This window comes from Litorihabitans aurantiacus, from assembly GCF_030161595.1.
In the GTDB taxonomy this organism is placed as follows: Bacteria; Actinomycetota; Actinomycetes; order Actinomycetales; family Beutenbergiaceae; genus Litorihabitans; species Litorihabitans aurantiacus.
In genome coordinates this window covers 352,914-372,049 of record NZ_BSUM01000001.1, presented here as the reverse complement: position 1 = coordinate 372,049, position 19,136 = coordinate 352,914, and the positions used below count along the sequence as shown (strand labels likewise).

The window sequence follows — 19,136 nt, the reverse complement described above, 5'->3', positions numbered from 1 at the left end:
ACCCCCGGACCACCGGAACGCCTCACTCCGACCCAACCCCCGAACCCTCCCCCTCCCCACCCAGCCACCAACTCCGATCGACTGTTGCGCTCCGCACGGTTAGCAGATCGACTGTGACCCCGTGCACGGATAAGCCCCCGTAACCGTGCACAGCGCAACACTCGACCCCACGTCCGCCGCGACCACCGAAGTCGATGCAGCCGCACCGCCGCGACCACCCGTGTCGCCGCACCCACCCCGCCGCTGCCGCCCGAGTCACCACAGCCGCCCGAGTCACCGCAGCCGCCCGGCCCGCCCCAGCTCCCGTCGGACGATGCCCGGGATCTGTCCTCCGAGGTGCTCCCACCCCAGGTGGTAGACGATGTACCCCAGCGCGACCAAGTCGCGATCCCTCCGGTTGTCGATGCGGACCCGTCCGGCCCGCCGGTGGTGCCCGCCGTCCATCTCGATGATCAGCAGTCGACCGCCGCCGAGCTCCCAGACCATGTCGCAGCGAGCGACGAACCGGCCGTCGGCGTCGTGCACCACGCGTTGGAGGTCGTCGGGCGGCACGCCCGCGTCGACGCAGTCGAGTCGAGCGGCCGCCTCGAGCGGCGACTCCGCTCAGCCGTCGCAGAGACCGAGGCTCTCGCGCAGCGCGAGCACGTTGCGCACGCCCGCGAGCGCGGCCATCAGCGTCGGCAGGTCGCGCCGCAGCAGCTTGCGTCGGTAGAGGGCGCTGTCCACGACGGCGATCGCCCGTCTCCGTTCGAGCGACGGCAGCGTCTGAGCCACCGCCCAGAGCGGACCGGCCACGAGCACGTCGTCGATCGTCAGGGTCTTGGGGTGCCCGACGACGTCCGGTCGCCGGGTGAGGCGTCGCTGCCGACACTCGGGTCGCGCCCTTGCCTGACCGCCCGCGAGCTTCGCGAACTCGGGGACGTACTCGAGGGCCGGCCCCTCGATCCCATGCATCGCAAGTGCCGCGGCGCCGAGAAGCACGGTCCCCGGACCGCCCGCGAGTGCCGCGACCAGTGCGCGCTGCCGCGCCCGCGCCGGCCAGTCGTCGACCTCGACCGCCTCGGCCTGCACCAGCAGCACCCCGCGGGTCACCTCCCGCCAGTCGCCCCGTTCGAGGAGGCGAAACAGCCGGCCGCGAGGCAGACCCGCGAGGCGACACTGCTCGCGGCTGACGAGACCCAGCTGGCGTCGCGAGGTCGCGATCAGCCCCGCAGGAATCGGGATGGCACGACGGCGGAGACGGTCCACCGGCACGGCCGGTGCGGTGAGGACGGCGAGGGGATCGGGCTGCGACATGCGGGGAGTCCACCGCACCCGTGACCGCTCACCGGCGCAGCGACGTCGAACGGGGGACGACGAGAACGCGACGGCTCCCTGGGGACAACCGGCGCGTCAGGCCCCACCCCGATGGGTGGACCGTCCCCGTCGATCGACTGTTGCGCCGGACACGGTGAGCAATTCGACTGTGACACCCCGCACGGATACGTCGCCGTATCCGTGCGGGGTGTCACAGTCGAACCGGATCCCGCGCGTGGGGTGAGGAGAGGTCCCCCGCGGCGTCAGTGGGCGGCGGCCGATGGCGACGGCGAGCCCGAGCCCGCCCCGGAACCCACCGCACCCCGCGGCAGCATCAGCGCGCACAGCGCCGCCACCGCCATCACGCCGGCCCCGACCCAGAACGCCGTGTGCGCCCCGCCCGAGAGCGCCGCGACCTCGGTGGCCCCCGCGGCCTCCGCCGCGGCCTCGCGCACCGTGAGGATCGCGACGAACGCCGCCGTCCCCGCCGCGCCGGCGAGCTGCTGCAGCGTGCCGATCGTCGCGGAACCGTGCGGCACGAGCGGGCCGGTCAGCGACCCGAGCGCCTGCGTGAACATCGGCGTGAACACGAGCGCCATGCCCAGCGACATGACCACGTGCCCCGCGAGGGCGAGCCACGCCGCCGTCGGGCCCGCCGCGAGCAGCACGAGCCCGGCCGACGCCATCGCGAGCCCCGGCACCACGAGCGGCCGCGCGCCGACGCGGTCGTACACGCGCCCGACCACCGGTCCGAGCAGACCCATCGCGAGCGCCCCCGGGAGCATCAGCAGACCGGTCGAGAGCGGCTGCAGCCCCAGCGCACCCTGGAGGTAGAGCGGGAGCAGCAGCATCACGCCGAACATCGCGAACATCGCCAGGCACATCAGCAGCACCGCGAGCGCGAACTGCCGCACGCCGAGCACGCGCACGTCGAGCAGCGCCCGGTTCTCGCGCGCGAGGGACAGCTGCCGCCACCCGAACGCCGCGAGCGCGAGCGCCCCGACCACGATCGGCACCCACACGGGCACCACCGGGTCGGCCTGCGCCGCCTCGCCCAGGCCGGACAGGCCGTACACCAGACCACCGAAGGCCACGACGGCGAGCGGCACCGACGCCGCGTCCAGCGGGATCGTGCCGGGCGTGCGCACCTCGCGCACCCAGCGCGCCCCGCAGATCAGTGCCACGACGGCGATCGGCAGCACCAGCCCGAAGATCCAGTGCCAGGAGAGGTTGAGCAGCACGAACCCCGACGCGCTGGGTCCGAGCGCCGGCGCCGCCGCGATCACGAGCGAGACGTTGCCCATGACGCGCCCGCGCTGGGAGACCGGGACGACGCGCATCACCGTCGTCATCAGCAGCGGCATCATGATCGCGGTGCCGGACGCCTGCACCACGCGGGCCGTCAGCAGCAGCTCGAAGGTCGGTGCGAACGCCGCGAGCGCCGTCCCCGCGGTGAAGGTCGACATCGCGAGCAGGTAGGCCGCGCGCGTCCCGAGCCGCCCGAGCAGCCAGCCCGTCGTCGGGATCACGACGGCCATGGTGAGCAGGAACGCCGTCGTGAGCCACTGCCCGGTCGCGGCGGTGATGCCGAAGTCGGCCATGATCGGCGGCAGCGCCACGCCCATGGTCGTCTCGTTGAGGATGACGACGAACGCCGAGACCAGCAGCAGCGTGATCAGACGCAGGTTCGCTCGCGTGAGTCGCTGCGGTGCGCCGTCGGCGGCGGGTGCGCCGTCGGCTGCGGTCGCGTCCCAGGGAGCGGCGTCCGACGGCGCGGCGTCCGCGGCGAGCGCACCGCCGGCGAGGGCGTCGGTGCGGGGGGCGTCGACGGCGTCGATCACCCGCACGGGGGCGTCGTCGTGGCGCCCCCGAGCATCGGTGTCGGAGGTGGCCGGGCGGGACCCGGGCGGGGTGGTTGACGTCATGCGGTGCCTCGTTCGTGGTGCGTGCTGCGGAGCCGTGCGGGTGGTGCGGGAACCGCCGCGGCGGTCTGTGACGGCGGCGCCGTCGGACGGTCGTCCCATCGGGGTACTCACGATGATGACTCGGGCTGTCCAACGGAATCACCGGTCCGGATGTTCCCCCGCGCGAGCATCGCCTGGCCCCGGGCGGGCATCTCTCCCCCGCCGACGTCGTTGCGCCCCGACCGCTCCGCCCGCCAGGATCGAGGGCATGACTGCCGCCGCCACCGACCACGCCCGGCACGACCCCGCCGGCCCCGCACGCTCCGCTCCCCCAGAGCGCCCAGAGCGCCCAGAGCGCCGCGCCCCCGCGCGCTCGCCGCCCTCGGCGCCACGGCCGCGGTCGCCCTCCTCACCCTCGGCCCGCTGGCCGCCCCGGCCGCCGCCGACGCCCCGCTGCGCCTGGGCTCCCCCGTCACCGACCTCACGAGCGGCAGCGTCGTCGGGAGCATCAGCGGAGCCGAGTCGGCGATCCGGCAGCTCGCGAGCGACGGCGATTACCAGCTCTGGGCCGTCTACGTGGACTCCTTCGACGGCGCGGACGGCGTCGCCTGGGCGGACGAGACCGCCGACCTGTCCGGCCTCGGGGACGACCATCTGCTCCTCGCCGTCGCCGTCGAGGACCGCGAGTTCGGGCTGTCGGCGACCGACACCGTCGGTGACAGCACGTACAACCGGGCCTTCGACGCCGCCGAGGGCGCGCTGCGCGACGCGGCCGACGGCGACGGCGACTGGGCGCAGGCCACGATCGACACCGCCGACGCGCTGCGCGGGTCGAGCGGCGGCATCCGCACCCCGCTGCTCATCGGTGGCGTCATCGCCGTCGGCACCGTCGTCGGGTTCGGCGTCTACCGCTCGACCCGCCGCGACCGGGGCGCCGGCCAGGCGCAGGGCGCCGCGGGCGAGCCGACGAAGGACCTGGTCGCGCGCTGCGGCCCGGCCCTGGTGGAGATCGACGACGACGTGCGCGAGTTCGAGCAGGACCTCGGGTTCGCGCAGGCGCAGTTCGGGGACGAGGCGACCCGCCAGTTCGCCGCCGCCCTCACGCAGGCGAAGGGTGCCGTCGGCCAGGCGTTCGCCCTCCGCAAGCAGCTGGACGACATCCCCGAGGGCGACGACGCCGCGCGCCGCGCGACCGCCACCCAGATCCTCCAGCTGTGCCACGCCGTCCAGACCGACCTCTCCTCGCGCGCCCAGGCCTTCGACGCGCTGCGCCAGGAGCAGGCGAACGCGCCGCAGGCGCTCGAGGACCTCGGCCGCCGCGTGGACGAGCTGCGCGGCCGGGTCGAGCCCGCGCGCGCCACGCTCGCCAACCTCGCGGTGCAGTACCCGCCGACAGCGCTCGCCTCGGTGTCCGCGAACCCCGACCACGCCTCGCAGCTGCTCGAGGGCGCCTACGGCAGCCTGGTCACGGGCCGGCAGCACGTCGAGCAGGGCGAGCTCGCGTCCGCCGTCGCGCAGGCCCACGTCGCCCGCGACGCGCTCACGCAGGCGACGGCGCTGCTCGCCGGAGTCGAGAACGCCCAGCGGGACCTCGCCGAGGCGAGCGCGCGCCTGCAGCAGGCGAGCGCGTCGCTGAGCTCCGACGTCGCCGACGCCGATCGCCTCGCCCCCGGCGACCCGGCCCTCGCCCCCTCACCGCAGCCGCACGCACCGCTCTCGAGCAGGCCCGCACGGCCGCCGAGCCCGGCGGCGACCCGCTCGGCACGCTGGCCCGCCTGGCCGACGCCGAGACCGCGCTCGACGCCGCGCTCGCCCCGCGCCGCGAGCAGGCCGAGGTCGCGCAGCGGGCGCAGGCCCAGGTCGGTGAGCGCTCGGCCCGCCTCGAGAGCGCGATCCGCGCGACGAACGAGTACGTGGACGCGCGGCGCGGCGCCGTCGGGCCCGAGGCGCGCACGCGGCTGGCCGAGGCGATCCGGCTGCTCGGCGTCGCGCGCGAGGAGGCGGCGCGCGACCCGCAGCGCGCCGTCGCCACGCTGCAGCAGGCCGAGGCGATGGCGGGCTCGGCCAGCCAGCTGGCGCAGTCCGACGTCGCGCAGTGGGAGCAGGGTCAGGGCGGCTACGGAGGCGGCTACGGGAGTGGCTACCGCACCGACGGCGGGCTGGACCTGGGCTCGCTCATCCTCGGCGGGATGCTGGGCAACGGCGGCGCGCGACGGCGCTCGTGGAGCAGCGGCTCGTCGTGGGGCTCATCGTGGGGCGGCGGCGGTGGCTCGTCCTGGGGCGGGGGCGGCTCGTCGCGCCGCCGCTCCAGCGGCAGCAGCTCGCGGCGCTCGAGCTCGAGCGGACGACGCTCGAGCGGACGACGCTCGAGCGGACGACGCTCGAGCGGAGGCGGGCGTCGCTCCGGCGGAGGCCGTTCCCGCGGTGGCCGCTTCTAGCCGCGTAGCCTGACCACATCAGCCTCACCACGAAGCGAGAGGAGCCAGCGATGGCGCAGAAGCAGACGATTCTCGGACGGATCAGCCAGCTCGCGAAGGCGAACATCAACGCGCTGATCGACCGCGCCGAGGACCCGCAGAAGATGCTCGACCAGCTCATCCGGGACTACACGAACAACATCGTCGAGGCCGAGAACGCGATCGCGCAGACGATCGGGAACACGCGGCTCGCGCAGGCCGACCTCGAGGAGGACCGCGCCGCCGTGCAGGAGTGGGGCGCGAGGGCGGCGGCCGCCGCGGCCACGGCCCAGCGCAAGGCGAGCGAGGGCAACGCGGCCGATGCCGAGCGGTTCACCCAGCTCGCCCGCGTCGCCCTGGGCAAGCAGCTCGAGTTCGAGCGCGAGGTCTCCTCGAGCGAGCCGATCGTCGCCTCGCAGGTCGAGACCGCCGAGAAGCTCAAGGCCGGCCTGGCCGGGATGAAGGACAAGCTCGGGCAGCTGCAGAGCAAGCGCGACCAGCTCGTGGCCCGCGCGAAGGCGGCCCAGGCGCAGCGCCAGGTGCAGGAGTCGATCGGCTCGATCAACGTGCTCGACCCCACCTCCGAGCTCGGCCGCTGGGAGGACGCGGTGCGCCGCGAGGAGGCACAGGCCGCCGGCCACGCCGAGCTCGCCGCCTCCAGCTTCGAGTCGCAGTTCGAGGCGCTCGAGGCCGAGGGCGACAAGACGGAGATCGAGCTGCGCCTCGAGGCGCTGCGCAACCCGGGCGGTGTCCTGCCGGCCTCGGGCACCGCCGACCAGATCACGCAGGGCTGAGGTCGCGCCGGTCACGAGCATCGCTCACGACGACGGGCCCCGGGGACGACGCGCTCCCCGGGGCCCGTCGTCGTTACTGTGAGCGCATGGAGCCCCTCACGACCGTCGTGCCCCAGCGACGCACGTACCTGCTGATCGACGGCGAGAACATCGACGCCACGCTCGGGATGAGCGTGCTGGGCCACCGCCCGGCGCCCGAGGAGCGCCCGCGCTGGGAGCGCGTCATCCACTACGCGCAGTCGCTCTGGGGACAGCCGATCACCCCGCTGTTCTTCCTCAACGCCTCCTCCGGGCAGATGCCGATGGGCTTCGTGCAGGCGCTGCTCGCGATCGGCTACCACCCGATCCCACTGTCGGGCGCCTCGCACGAGAAGGTCGTCGACATGGGTATCCAGCGCATGCTGGAGGCCGTCGCCGAGAACGGTGGCGACGTGCTGCTCGCGAGCCACGACGGCGACTTCCTCCCCCAGGTGGAGCGCCTCCTCGAGGGGGAGCACCGCGTCGGGCTCCTGGCGTTCCGCGAGTTCGCGAACGCGCGCTTCACCGAGCTGGTCGAGGACGGCCTCACGATCCACGACCTCGAGGACGACCTGGGCGCGTTCAACACGCCGCTGCCGCGCGTCCGGATCATCCCGATCGAGGCGTTCGACCCGCAGCGCTACCTGTAGGACGCCGCCCGTCAGAAAGGTCCTGGAGAAACCCTCCAGGACGTTCCCAGCAAGATCCCAGCGAGCGGGAGCACACTGGGGTCCGTGACCACCACTGCCACGGACGCGCACCAGGCGAGGATCGTCGTCGTCGACGACGAGCCGAGCCTGCGCGATCTCCTCGTCGCCTCGCTGCGCTTCGCCGGGTTCGACGTCGCGACCGCCTCGAGCGGGCACGACGCGCTCGAGGTCATCACGCAGGTCGAACCCGACCTCGTGGTGCTCGACGTGATGCTCGGCGACATCGACGGTTTCGAGGTGACGCGTCGCCTGCGCGAGCGCGGCATCCGCGTGCCGGTGCTGTTCCTCACGGCGCGCGACGACGTCGCCTCCACCGTCGCCGGCCTCACCGTGGGCGGGGACGACTACGTGACCAAGCCGTTCAGCCTCGAGGAGCTCGTCGCCCGCATCCGGGCCGTGCTGCGCCGCACGCAGGAGTCCGGCGGGGACGACGGCTCCGCCGTCGTGCGCTACGCCGACCTCGAGATCGACTCCGACGCGCGCGAGGTGCGCCGCGGCGGGCGCTCGATCGAGCTCTCCCCCACCGAGTTCGAGCTGCTGCGCTACCTGGTGGCCAACGCGGGCCGCGTGCTCTCGCGCGCGCAGATCCTCGACCACGTGTGGGACTACGACTGGCGCGGCGAGCCGACCATCGTGGAGTCCTACATCTCCTACCTCCGCCGCAAGATCGACGCCCCCGATCCCCGCGACCCCGACGCACCGGCGCCGCCGCCCCTGATCCACACCCGGCGCGGCCTCGGGTACGTCCTCAAGACACCGTGACCGCCTGGCGGCACCTCCCGCTGCGCGCCCGGCTGGTCATCCTCTTCTCCGCGCTGCTGACGATCGCGCTCGTCGCCGTCGGGAGCCTGGCCCTCACGCTGCTGCGTACGTCGCTCGTGCGGGAGGTCGACATGCAGCTCGACCGGGCCGCGCAGGGCATGGTCGACCGCGCGTTCGCCGGCGCCCAGGGCCTGCGGAGCCCCGAGGACGGGCCGCTGCCGACGGACTACGCCGTCGTCATCTCCACGCCCGACGGGCAGGAGGTGCAGCGCTGCGTGCGCAACACGTGCGAGTTCCCGACGGCGGCGGGCTCCGGCACGACGACCGGGGCCGACGACGGCGCGACGGGCGGTGGCACGACGGCCGCGGACGACATCGGCGGGCCCCGGGTGGGGACGCTCGACGTCGCGAGCGCCTCCGAGCGCGCGGGCGAACCCTACACGGTCGACGGCGCGGACGGCACCGCGTGGCGCGTCACCGTCGCGCCGCTCAAGAACGCCCAGGGGGTCGTCTCGGGGACGGCCGCCGTCGGGCTGCCGCTGACCGCCGTGAACGCGACGATGGGCATGATGGCCGGCGCGCTGCTCGCGATCGGCGGCGGTGTGCTGGCGCTGACCGCGGTGGCGACCTACGCCGTCGTGCGCTCGAGCATGCGGCCGCTGCGCCGGATCGAGGCGACGGCGGCCGCGATCGCCGCGGGAGACCTCTCGCGGCGCGTGGACGACGCGCCGGCCTCGACCGAGGTGGGGTCGCTCGCGGCGTCGCTGAACACGATGCTCGGCCAGGTGGAGCACTCCTTCACGGCGCAGCGCGCCAGCGAGGCCCGCATGAAGGCGTTCGTGGGCGACGCGAGCCACGAGCTGCGCACACCGCTCGCGACCGTGACGGGGTACACCGAGCTGTACCGGCTCGGCGGCATCCCGCCCGAGGAGCTGCCGGGGGTGATGCAGCGGATCGAGGGCTCGTCGGTGCGGATGACGGCGCTCGTGACGGACCTGCTCTCGCTCGCGCGGCTCGACGAGGGGGCGCCGCTCGACGTCGGGGCGGTGGACGTGCACGTGCCGCTCGAGGACGCCGCGCGCGACCTGCGCGTGCTGGACCCGTCGCGGGACGTGACCGTGGTGGTGGCGGGTGGTGCTTCCGGTGCCGGTGGTGGTGGGGGCGGTGGTTCGGGCGGTGTCCGTCCCGTGGCCGCGGACGACGGTGCGCTGCGCCAGATCCTCACCAACCTCGTGGGCAACGCCTCGGCGTACACGCCGCCGGGGTCGCCGGTCGAGCTGGTCGCGCGCGAGGCCGACGCCGGGGTGCTGCTGTCGGTGGTCGACCACGGGCCCGGTGTGCCGGAGGCGGAGCGGGCGCGGATCTTCGAGCGGTTCGCGCGGCTGGACGCCGGTCGCTCGCGGGACGCGGGCGGGTCCGGGCTGGGTCTCTCGATCGTCGCGGCGCTCGCGACGGCGCTGGGCGGCTGGGTGCGGTGCGTCGAGACGCCCGGTGGTGGCGCGACGATGCAGGTGTGGCTGCCGGCGGCGGCCGCGAGCTGAGTCCGCCCGCGTGGTGTCCGCACCACCTCCCCCGCGTGGACCTATCGACTGCTGCGCTGGCCGCGGATAAGCGGCCCTCTCCGCGACAGATGCAGCACTCGATGCGGTATCCGCGCTCGATGCAGCAGTCGATGGAGGGCCGCGATCGCCACGGCGCTCGCCGCGGCGCCGCGCTCGTCGAGTGTGACGGCGTGCACGGATAGCGGCCCCTATCCGTGCACGCCGTCACACTCGATCCGGTATCCGTGCACGCCGTCACACTCGATCCCCGAGCCGTGCACGCCGTCACGGTCGATGCGCGGCTGACGCCGCCGTCGTCGTCCCCCACCCGGCTCCGACGGGTCTACGATCGATCCCGCTCGAGCCGCGAGACGAGATCAGGAGGGTGGCCGTGCTGGAGGCACCGCAGTGGCTGGTACCGGCGTTCGCGCGCAGTGCCCGCGCGATCGGCGCCGACGCGCCGCCGGATCGCGTCGAGGCCGTCGGCCGGGGGCTGATCGACAGCTGGTCCAGCCCGGACCGCTACCACCACGCCGTCAAGCACCTCGTGGACGTGCTGGCGAGCATCGACCAGCTCGCCGAGGAGACGCACGACCCCGACGTCGTGCGCATCGCCGGCTGGTACCACGGGTGCGAGTTCACCGCGCAGGCGCGGGCGTCGTACGCGCACAAGGGCGGCGAGGACACGATGGCGAGCGCCGAGCGTGCGCGCCGCGAGCTGCCGGAACTGGGAGTTCCGGCGGCGACGGTCGAGCGAGTCGGGGCGATGATCGCCCAGATCCACCGCCACTCGGCCTCGAGCGTGGACGTCGACGCCCAGGCGCTGAGCGACGCCGACCTCGCCGGCCTGGCCTGCGAGCCCCAGAAGTACGCGGCCTACCGCCGCAACGTGCGCGCCGAGTTCGCGCACATCCCCGCCGAGGACTACCTCGAGGCGCGCATCGCGATCCTGCAGAAGTTGACCGCGCGGCCGCAGATCTTCTGCTCGCCGATGGGGCGGGCGTGGGAGGAGCCGGCGCGCGAGAACATCGCGGCCGAGCTGTGTCGGCTGACGGCCGAGCTCGAGAGCGTCGAGGCGGCGGCGCAGGGGCCGGACGCGGTGCACGAGCCCGACGACGCGACGCCGGGCGACGCGGTCGGGCGCGAGTCCGGGGGCTCCGGGCCCGAGGCCGGGCACGACGGCGCGGGCGACGACGGCGCGCAGGGACCTCGCGAGAATGCGGCCACATCGGCGGCACGACGGGTCGATCGGCTGTCCCCAGCCGACGGTGGCGCACGACGGTCCACCTCGACCCTGGGACGCGCTCCGCGACCCGATCCGCGCTCCTAGTCTCGCTCCCGACGGCGCCTTCGCGACCACCCCGGTCGCGGCGACCAGCGCCGGTGCGAGGAGAGACCATGACCAGCTTTCGCGTCGACGCCGAGGCCGTGGCGGGTGCGGCCCGTTCCACCCGGACCTCGGGCGTGACCATCTCCGCCGAGGTGGCCGCGATGATGTCCCACCTGACCGCGCTGGAGTCGACCTGGCAGGGGTCGGCCCAGGCCCAGTTCGCCGCACTCGCCCAGCAGTGGCGGGCCACGCAGGCGCAGGTCGAGTCCAGCCTCGACTCGATCGCGCTGGCGCTCGACAACGCCGCGCGCCAGTACACCGACACCGAGACCAGCACGACGCGCCTGTTCACGGCGGTCTGAGCCGCGGACGACGGGCCGACCCGACGGGCAGGCCGACCCGGCGGCGACGGCGAGCGCCGTCGCCACCGGTGGGGGCCGGGCAGCGGTGCGGCGGCTAGGGTCGTCGGGTGGTCGTGCTGCTGGATCCTCCGCTCTGGCCCGCGCACGGCACGCTGTGGTCGCACCTCGTCTCGGACACCTCGATCGCCGAGCTGCACGCGTTCGCCGTCGCGGCCGGTGTCCCCGCCCGGTCGTTCGACCTCGACCACTACGACGTCCCGGCCTCCCGTCACGCGGAGCTGGTGCGCGCAGGGGCCGTGGCGGTCGACGCGGGCACGCTCGTGCGGCGGTTGCGTGCGTCCGGGCTGCGGCGGACGGAGCGCTCGCGCTCGGATTCGGCCGCACACCTCCGTGCGGTGTGGGCGGACATGAAGCCCGGTGACGCCGACGCCGACCGGTGGTCCGCCGTCGGGTCGGAGCTGCTGGCCCGGTGGGGCGAGAAGGGCCGGTTGCACCACGACCGCACCCACCTGCGCGAGGTGCTCGACGCCGTCGACCTGCTCGTGGCCGACGGTGCGCTCGATGCGGAGGGGGCAGCCGCGAACGACGGCGCGGCCGGGCGCAACGGCGCGGCGAGGGGCGAAGGCCCAGCGTCGGGAGACGGTACCCGGGCGTCTGCACCGCCGGTCGCGGTGCGCGTCGTCGCGGTCGCGGCGTGGTTCCATGACGCGGTGCACACCTCGGGCCGGCGCCGGGACGACCCGCTGCCCGCAGGCGTGACGGACGAGACGGCGTCGGCGTCGCTCGCACGGGACCTGCTCCATGGGCTGCTGCCGGGGGCCGACGTCGCCGAGACCGTCCGACTCGTCCTGCTGACGCAGACGCACCGGCCGGAATCCGGCGACGTCGCGGGTGCCGTGCTGAGCGACGCCGACCTCTCGGTCCTGGGTTCCTCGCCCGCGAGGTACGCCGACTACGCGGCAGCGATCCGCGCCGAGTACGCGCACGTGCCCGAAGATGCGTTCCGCTCCGGTCGCGCCGCCATCCTCGAACCGCTGCTCGACGGCGATCTGTTCCACACGCCGTCGGGCCGCAGACGCTGGGAGACCGCGGCTCGCGCCAACCTCACCGCGGAGCTCGCCCGCCTGCGCGCCTGACTCGCGCGTCCACCTCCGGCCCACCCACGCCCTGACGCGCCCCCAGCCCGCCGCTGCCACCAGCGCTCACCAGCTCCCACCCGAGAACGCCCGGTGCGGCTCGAACCGGCCGCACGAGCAGCACCCGCCGTTCTCGCCACGACCCACACCCACCGAGAACGCCCCACGCTGCTCGAAACTGCCCCACGAGCAGCACCCGCCGTTCTTACCGGCCACGACGCGCCTGTTCCTCGCGGCGGCGTCCGCCCGGGCCCAGGCCGGCCATCCCCACGCGGGTCGAGAATGCGGAACAGAGCTCAATCGGGCCGATAGAGCAGTGACACGCATGCTCGACCGGAGGGGTCCGAACGAGAATGAGCCCCGCTGCCGTATCGGGTGGATACAGCAGCGGGGCTCATTCTCGAGCGGTGCGCGCGGTCAGCGCGCGCGGGCGGCGCGCACGAACAACCGGGCGCGCCCGAGGAGCGCGTCAGCCGCGGTCGCGGAAACCCTGCTCGTCGAAGCGGTACAGGAAGGCCGCCATCGCGTCCCGCGCCACCGGGTTCAGCGGCTGGTAGTAGTCCCGGCCGTCGTTCCCGATCCAGCCCCGGCCGATACCCGTCTCCTTCATCCACGAGATCTCGGTGTAGAACTGCACCCCGGGCGCGACGTCGGAGAACCGCGAGACCGCCGGCGGGTCGAACGCCGGGGAGTCCGCCGCCCGGTACAGGAACGCCGCCATCGCGTCACGCGCGATCGGTGCGAGCGGGCGGAACTCGAACGTCCCGTCGCCCCGTGCCCAACCGGTCGAGATCCCCGACTCCTGCAGCCACGCGATCTCCCGGTAGAACTGGTTCGTCGTCGGCACGTCCACGAACGGCGAGACGTCCGGCTCCACGTAGTCCTCCGGCGCCAGCATCCGGAACAGGAACGCCGCCATCGCGTCGCGCGCCACGGGCTGCAGCGGGCGGTAGGTCCCGTCGGGCCACCCGGTCGTGATGCCCTCGGACGCGAGCCACGTGATCTCGGTGAAGAACTGGTTGTCCTCGCCGACGTCGGTGAACCGCGGCGCCGGCGGCTCGCCGTCGCCCGCCTCCTCCACGAGCACCACGTAGCTGCGCGCCGGCACGGTCAGCGCACCCGAGGCGGCGTCCCACGTCGTCGCCCTCACGACGGCGTCGGCACCCTCGGCCTGCGCCGGCGTCAGCGCGTAGGAGCGTCCGGCCAGCTCGGCCAGCGGGAACGTCACCGTCTCGGGCGAGGCGTTGAAGACCACGAGGGCCGAGTCCAGCGTCTCCGAGACCGAGGCCCCGACCGTGTCGTCCACGAGCATCACCACGGTGCCGGGCGCCGCGTCCGGGCCGGAGCCCGGGAAGGAGACCTTCTCGCGGATCAGCTCACCCGAGCCGAGCCGCAGCAGGTCGACCTCGCCGCGCACCCGCAGCAGCTGGAGCGCCTGCTCCTTCGAGGCCGCGATGTCGGCCGGCGCCGGTCGGAGCGAGGGGTCGGCCAGCAACGACCGCATGTCGTCCCACTTCTCCTCGTTCGCCCACGCCCCGGGGAGCCCGGAACCGAACGTGCTCTCCTGCCCGGTCCAGTCGATCCGGTTGAACCAGTCGCCCGAGTTGTAGGAGTCGCGGTCGAGCGACTTGCTGCGCAGCAGCTCCGTCCCGGCGTGCCAGAACGAGGGCGACTGCGACAGCGCCACCGTGGCCAGCGACAGCGTGTTCATGCGCACGCGGTCGGCCATCGGGGTGTCGGTCGGCAGCTTGAAGACGCCGAGGTCGTACAGCGTCTCGTTGTCGTGCGCGTCGACGTAGTTGACCACCTCGTCCGGCTCGACGGCGTAGCCCGCCGGCGCCCCGCGGTAGTCCACCTCGTCGCCCCGCACGGTCTCGCCCGAGGCGGAGGTCAGCTCGAAGTCGGCCAGGTTCCCGGCCAGCCCCAGCTTGACCAGGTCGGTCAGGCCCCCGAGATCGGACAGCCCGGTCCGCGAGCGCCCGTTCGGGTCGGTGCCGAGACCGGTGCCGAAGCCCTGGTCGAACGTCGAGGTGCCCTCGACCGGCGACCCGCCGTGCACGCCGTCGCGCAGCCGGTCGTTGAACGTGCCGATGCCCGTCCCGCCGAGCTGGCCCTGCGTGGCCTGCTCGAACAGGGCGTTGTCCGCCACCTCGCCGAAGTTCCAGCCCTCGCCGTAGAGGTAGATCGAGGAGCCGTCCACGCCGTCGTCCTCGAGCGTCAGCTCGTCCAGCGCCGCGCGCACGGCCAGCATGTTGGCCTTGCTGTGGTGGCCCATGAGGTCGAACCGGAAGCCGTCGACGCGGTAGTCGCGCGCCCACAGCACCACGGCGTCGACCATGAGCTTCTGCGCCACCTCGTGCTCGGTGGCGATGTTCTCGCAGCAGGTCGACTTCTGCACCGAACCCGCGGCGTCGAGCCGGTGGTAGTAGCCCGGCACCACGCGGTCGAGCACCGAGCGCTCGGCCTGCCCGGAGGCGGCGGTGTGGTTGTACACCTGGTCCAGCACCACCTGCAGGCCGGTGGCGTGCAGCCCGCCGACCATCGAGCGGAACTCGGCCACGCGCGCCCCGCCCTCGGGCTGGGCGGCGTAGCTGCCCTCCGGCGCGAGGAAGTGGTACGGGTCGTAGCCCCAGTTGTAGCCGTCGGTGTCGCGCTGCGCGCCGACGCACTCCTGCTGCGCCGTGCCGGCCGGGTCGGCCGCCGAGAGCGCCACGAGGTCGCAGTCCGGCGTGGTCTGCGCGGCGCGGTCCTCCTCGATGCTCGCGATGTCGAACGTCGGCAGCAGGTGGACGGTGTTGATGCCGGCGTCGGCGAGCTCGGCCAGGTGGGTCATCCCCGCCGAGTCGGTCCGCGTGAACGCCTGATAGGTGCCGCGCTCGGCCTCCGGCACGGTGGTGTCTCCGATGGAGAAGTCGCGCACGTGCAGCTCGTAGATCGCGCGGTCCACGGGGCGCTCGACGATCGGCGCCGCCGTGTCCTCCCACAGCTCCGGCTTCAGGTCGTCCGAGGCGAGGTCGACCACCACCGAGGAGGTGGAGTTCGTCGTCAGCGCGACCGAGTACGGGTCGCTGACGTCGTTGGTCTCGATCGCGCCGGTGGCGGGCACGTAGACGCCCACGCGCCAGGAGTAGCGGTCGCCGACGGCAAGGCTCGCCGCCGTCGTCCACACCCCGGTCGCGTCGTCGCGGGTCGCGGCCACCTCGGTCGGGGCGGTGCCGTCGGCCGCGTCCGCGGGGGTGCGCAGCAGCACGGCGGTGCGCGCCGTCGGCGCCCACAGCGCGGCGGACGCCGAAGCACCCGTGAAGGTGAGGCCGAGATCGACGTCGCTCACGCCGTCGGCGTACAGGTCGTCCAGGACGCCCGGGATCTGCACCCCGGTCGCCGCGGTGAGCGCACCGCCGCTGCTCTGCGTCACCCAGACCTGCTCGGTCAGGATCGAGGCGGCGTCCTCACGGGAGAGGCCCTCGGCCCGCAGCACGGTGTAGCCGGCGAGCGCGGGGAAGCGGGCCGCGACGTCGTCGGGCAGTCCGCCGGGCACCGGGGTCAGGGCGAGCGAGTCGCCCCCGGTGACGGCGCCGTCCGCGACGGCGAGCGACGCGTCCGCGGAGTGCTGCAGCGCCCACGTGGCGCCGGCGGCCGGGGCCCCCAGCGTGGTGGGCCAGGCCAGCAGATCCTGCGCGACCCAGTGCGCCTGGAGCGTGCCGACGCCGGGCAGCGGCGGGTTCTCCACCTCGATCGTGAGGCGGTGCGTGGCGATGTCGTAGCTGAAGCTGGTGATGGAACCCTCCGTGGCCTGGAACGGGATGTTCGCGCCGTCACGGACGCCGTCGGCGCCGTAGTTCTCGGCCCAGCTCAGGCCGTGCGCCACCTTCGTCTCGTACGCCCCCGTCGGGAGCGCGTCCGTGCGATACGTGTACACGCCGTCGCCGTCCGGGTCCGTGAGCCACGCGCACAGCTGGTCCGGGGACCAGTCGGCGGTGCAGCCGAGCTCGCTCTGGAAGCTCCCCGCGAGCGTGATGATCGGACCCTGCGCCGTGTTCGCGAACTGCTTACTGACCGGGTCGAAGTAGAACGTGATGTCGCCGCCGCCGTGCGTGTAGGTGACGTTCGCCCCGTTCGGGACGCCGCCGGCGCCGAAGTTCAGGTCCCAGCTGCCGTTGACCGCGACCTTGTACTCGTACGTCCCGGCCGGCAGGGAGAACGTGCCCGCCCAGACGCCGTCCGGGCGCAGCGTGAGCGCCGCCTGCGTGCAGTCGGGCTGCCAGTCGGACGGGCAGCCCATCTCGGAGTTGTGGCTGCCGGGGACCGACACCGCCTCGAACGTGGGCTGCTCGGGCGCCTCGGGCTCCGTCGTCGTCACGTCCGTGCCGACGGACGCGAAGGTCGAGGCGGCCGAGGTGGCGCCGGAGGCGTCCACGGTCACGGCGCGGTACTCCACGAGCGTCCCGTCGGCGAGGCCGTCGGTGGTGTGGAAGACGCGGGGCGTCGTGTCCTCGGCGGTGCCGAGCGGCGTCCACGCGTCGTCACCGACCACGCGCCAGGCGAAGGAGGTCTCGCGCCAGGAGTCGTCCACGGCGACGGCGACCGGGGCCACGCCGTCGACCGCGGCGCCTGCCGAGGGAGAGGTGAAGGCGACGTCGGAGGCGGCCTCGGGCGCGGAGACCGGGGCGTCCGCGACGAGCACGACGGCGGAGCGCGCCGGCACCGTGACGCTCACGGCGCCCGTGGCGTCCGACGTCGTGGCGGCGGTCTCGCCGAAGAGCGGCGAGAAGGCCGCGTCGTCCGTGAGGGACGGGACCGTCACGGTCCGCGCGACCCCGGCGTTGTTCGTCACCACGAGGTGCTCGATCCGCTCGGTGCGGTCGACGCGCGAGAACGCGTAGACGCCGTTGGTCGTGTCGACGAGGCGCTCGATCTGCGCGCCGTCGGACAGGGCGGGCGTGCTGCTGCGCAGCTGCGCGAGCTCGGCGATCGCGGTGTAGAGCGGCGCGTCCGTGTCGTAGCGGTCGACGCTGCCGGCGACCTCGCCCGTGAGCAGGTTCTGCTCGGCGTACTCCGTCACCTGCGTGGCGAAGAGCGACTGGCGCGCGTCCTTGTCCTTACCGCCGAGGTCGCCGTCGCCGACGAAGCCCTGCTCGTCGCCGTAGTAGACGACCGGCTGGCCGCGCGTGAGGAACATGAGCTCGTGCGCGAGGGCCGTGCGCTCCAGCGGGTCGTCGGTCTGGCGCAGGTAGTACCCGGCGCGGCCCATGTCGTGGTTGCCGAGGAAGGTCGGCAGCGCCGAGGCCGAGGTGGTCGGCGTCGTGTAGTGGTCGTCGCCCGCGAACAGCGCCGCGAGGGTGGCGGGCGTGCTGCCGGACGCGAACGAGATCGCCTGCTGCTGGAAGTAGAAGTCGAGCACCGAGTCCATGTCGGTGTCGCGCACGTAGGGGCTCAGGAGCGTCGGGTCGGCGTCGTAGACCTCGCCGAACATGAAGAAGTCGGGGCGGCCCTGCGCGGTCGCGTGCTCGGAGACGGCCCGGGTGAAGACCTCCCAGAACTCCGTGTTGACGTGCTTGACCGTGTCGATGCGGAAGCCGTCGATGCCGAGATCGACCCACGCGTTGTAGACGTCGACCATGCCGTCCACCACCTGCGGGTGCTCCGTCATGAGGTCGTCGAGGCCGTCGAAGTCGCCGAACGTGACCGACTCCCCCGTCCAGGTCGAGTTACCGCGGTTGTGGTAGAGCGTCGGGTCGTTGAGCCAGGCGGGCGTCTTGGCGTCGGCGTTCGCGCCCGCCAGCACCGGGGTGTAGGGGAACGACGTCGCCGGGTCGAGCTCCGGGAAGTCGTCCGTGCCCGCGTAGTCGGCCGGGTCGAAGACGGTGCCCGCGGCGTCGGTGTAGGGCGAGGTGGCCTGGTCGACGTAGGAGTACCGCCCCTCCGCGTAGTCGATGACGTCGGCGGTGTGGTTGGTGATGATGTCGAAGTAGACCTTGATGCCGCGCTCGTGCGCGTCGTCGATGAGCGCCTCGAGCTCGGCGTTCGTGCCGAGGTGCGGGTCGATCTGCGTGAAGTCGGTGATCCAGTAGCCGTGGTAGCCGGCTGAGGCGTCGGCCCCGGTGCCCTGCACCGGGCGGTTCGTGAACGACGGCGTGAGCCAGATCGCCGTCGTCCCCAGGTCCTCGATGTAGTCGAGGTTCTCGTGCAGCCCGGCGATGTCGCCGCCCTGGTAGAAGCCCTTGTCGGCCGGGTCGAAGCCGTGCGCGAGTCGGTCGCCGGGGATGCCGGCGGTGTCGTTGGAGGTGTCGCCGTTCGCGAAGCGGTCGGTCATGACGAAGTAGAAGATCTCGTCCGAGCCGGGCTGGCGCACGGGGTCGGCCACGAGGGCGTCGTCGGCCTCGGTGTAGTCGCCGGCGAGGGTCAGCGGCGTGAGGCCGATGCGCTTCGTGGTGTCGTCGAACGTGACGCGGAGCGTCGTGGTGCCGGCGAGGGTGAGGGGTGCGTTGTCGGCGCCGCCCTCGCGGCCGTAGGCCTCGTCCCAGGTGCCGTTGACGGCGACCTTGTACTCGTAGGTGCCGGCGGGCAGCTCGATCTCGGCGCTCGCGACGCCCGGGACGTCGGTCGGCGCGAGGATCGTCTCGGCGCAGGCCGGGTCCCAGTCGGCGGCGCAGCCGAGCTCGGACTGGAGGCTGCCGACGAGGGTGAAGGTGCGGTCGGCGGCGGCTGCTGCGTCGGTCGGGGCCGTGCCGTCGTCAGGGGCGGCGGCGGACGGGGCGGCCGACGCCGTCGCGCCGGCCATGCCTGCGACCCCGCTGAGCAGCAGGGTGGCGGCGAGTGCGGCGCCG

At 73.8% G+C, this 19,136-nt stretch carries 12 protein-coding genes; 8 read left to right on the top strand and 4 right to left on the bottom strand.

The window, feature by feature from the left end:
* Positions 1–273: 273 nt before the first annotated feature.
* From QQK22_RS01775 to QQK22_RS01765, 3 genes are all read right to left on the bottom strand, one after another.
* Complete coding sequence (locus tag QQK22_RS01775; protein ID WP_284248983.1) at positions 274–552, bottom strand: PDDEXK family nuclease; 279 nt, start codon at positions 550–552, stop codon at positions 274–276.
* 51 nt (positions 553–603) lie between these two features.
* Entirely contained in the window at positions 604–1,296 is a 693-nt protein-coding gene (locus QQK22_RS01770) for a type IV toxin-antitoxin system AbiEi family antitoxin domain-containing protein (RefSeq protein WP_284248981.1), read from the bottom strand.
* A 263-nt stretch (positions 1,297–1,559) separates the two neighbouring features.
* Positions 1,560–3,221: an MDR family MFS transporter gene (locus QQK22_RS01765; protein WP_284248979.1), complete on the bottom strand. Its 1,662-nt coding sequence runs from the start codon at positions 3,219–3,221 to the stop codon at positions 1,560–1,562.
* Between the two features lie 150 nt (positions 3,222–3,371).
* Here QQK22_RS01765 and QQK22_RS01760 point away from each other — a divergent pair, with 150 nt between their 5' ends.
* The 8 genes from QQK22_RS01760 to QQK22_RS01725 all read left to right on the top strand — a co-directional run bounded on the left by QQK22_RS01760 (position 3,372) and on the right by QQK22_RS01725 (position 12,309).
* Complete coding sequence (locus QQK22_RS01760; RefSeq protein ID WP_284248977.1) at positions 3,372–5,651, top strand: TPM domain-containing protein; 2,280 nt, start codon at positions 3,372–3,374, stop codon at positions 5,649–5,651.
* Between the two features lie 37 nt (positions 5,652–5,688).
* Positions 5,689–6,450, top strand: coding sequence for a PspA/IM30 family protein (locus QQK22_RS01755; RefSeq protein WP_284248975.1), 762 nt, complete (start codon positions 5,689–5,691; stop codon positions 6,448–6,450).
* A gap of 86 nt (positions 6,451–6,536) precedes the next feature.
* Entirely contained in the window at positions 6,537–7,118 is a 582-nt protein-coding gene (locus QQK22_RS01750; RefSeq protein WP_284248973.1) for an NYN domain-containing protein, read from the top strand.
* Between the two features lie 84 nt (positions 7,119–7,202).
* Positions 7,203–7,940, top strand: coding sequence for a response regulator transcription factor (locus tag QQK22_RS01745; protein ID WP_284248971.1), 738 nt, complete (start codon positions 7,203–7,205; stop codon positions 7,938–7,940).
* Complete coding sequence (locus QQK22_RS01740; protein WP_284248969.1) at positions 7,937–9,481, top strand: sensor histidine kinase; 1,545 nt, start codon at positions 7,937–7,939, stop codon at positions 9,479–9,481. Before QQK22_RS01745 ends, QQK22_RS01740 begins: the two co-directional genes overlap by 4 nt.
* Before the next feature lie 391 nt (positions 9,482–9,872).
* Entirely contained in the window at positions 9,873–10,811 is a 939-nt protein-coding gene (locus QQK22_RS01735; protein WP_284248967.1) for an HD domain-containing protein, read from the top strand.
* A 68-nt stretch (positions 10,812–10,879) separates the two neighbouring features.
* Positions 10,880–11,173, top strand: a complete 294-nt coding sequence (locus QQK22_RS01730; RefSeq protein ID WP_284248965.1) for a WXG100 family type VII secretion target — start codon at positions 10,880–10,882, stop codon at positions 11,171–11,173.
* Positions 11,174–11,280: 107 nt separating this feature from the next.
* A complete protein-coding gene (locus QQK22_RS01725; RefSeq protein ID WP_284248963.1) occupies positions 11,281–12,309 on the top strand; it encodes a DUF4031 domain-containing protein in 1,029 nt (342 codons plus the stop codon).
* 469 nt (positions 12,310–12,778) lie between these two features.
* Here QQK22_RS01725 and pulA read toward each other — a convergent pair whose 3' ends face one another.
* Positions 12,779–19,090, bottom strand: coding sequence for a pullulanase-type alpha-1,6-glucosidase (pulA, locus tag QQK22_RS01720; protein ID WP_284252483.1), 6,312 nt, complete (start codon positions 19,088–19,090; stop codon positions 12,779–12,781).
* Between the last annotated feature and the right edge of the window lie 46 nt (positions 19,091–19,136).

Bases quoted from the DNA above. Each gene is read 5' to 3' on its own strand.
- QQK22_RS01750 (WP_284248973.1), top strand. From the start codon at position 6,537: ATGGAGCCCCTCACGACCGTCGTGCCCCAGCGACGCACGTACCTGCTG.
- QQK22_RS01760 (WP_284248977.1), top strand. From the start codon at position 3,372: ATGTTCCCCCGCGCGAGCATCGCCTGGCCCCGGGCGGGCATCTCTCCC.
- QQK22_RS01730 (WP_284248965.1), top strand. From the start codon at position 10,880: ATGACCAGCTTTCGCGTCGACGCCGAGGCCGTGGCGGGTGCGGCCCGT.
- QQK22_RS01770 (WP_284248981.1), bottom strand. From the start codon at position 1,296: ATGTCGCAGCCCGATCCCCTCGCCGTCCTCACCGCACCGGCCGTGCCG.
- QQK22_RS01755 (WP_284248975.1), top strand. From the start codon at position 5,689: ATGGCGCAGAAGCAGACGATTCTCGGACGGATCAGCCAGCTCGCGAAG.
- pulA (WP_284252483.1), bottom strand. From the start codon at position 19,090: ATGGCCGGCGCGACGGCGTCGGCCGCCCCGTCCGCCGCCGCCCCTGAC.
- QQK22_RS01765 (WP_284248979.1), bottom strand. From the start codon at position 3,221: ATGACGTCAACCACCCCGCCCGGGTCCCGCCCGGCCACCTCCGACACC.